At 46.5% G+C, this 258-nt stretch carries 1 pseudogene; it reads right to left on the bottom strand.

The window, feature by feature from the left end:
• Positions 1 to 258: pseudogene (locus SB775_RS31160) on the bottom strand (nucleotide sugar dehydrogenase); the annotation flags it as partial.

Raw genomic sequence — 258 nt, 5'->3', positions numbered from 1 at the left:
ACAGCATCGACAGCTCATTCATGAAGGCAATATTAATATCACGCTGTGCATTTTCGATCACTTTTGCTGCTTCGGCAACCTTAATGCTATCGGCTTTGTACACACCCGCTTTAATTGCCAGCTCGTACACTCTGGCAATCGTTTCAAGTGCTTCCTGGTCAATCCCGGACACGATCTTCACGATGTTTTCCAAGCGATTGACCTTGTCACCTGGATTAATTCTTTCTGGGGAGTAACCAACCTTGAAATCGTCCGGGC

Source organism: Peribacillus sp. SIMBA_075 (assembly GCF_046534585.1).
This window is presented reverse-complemented; position numbering and strand designations above follow the sequence as displayed.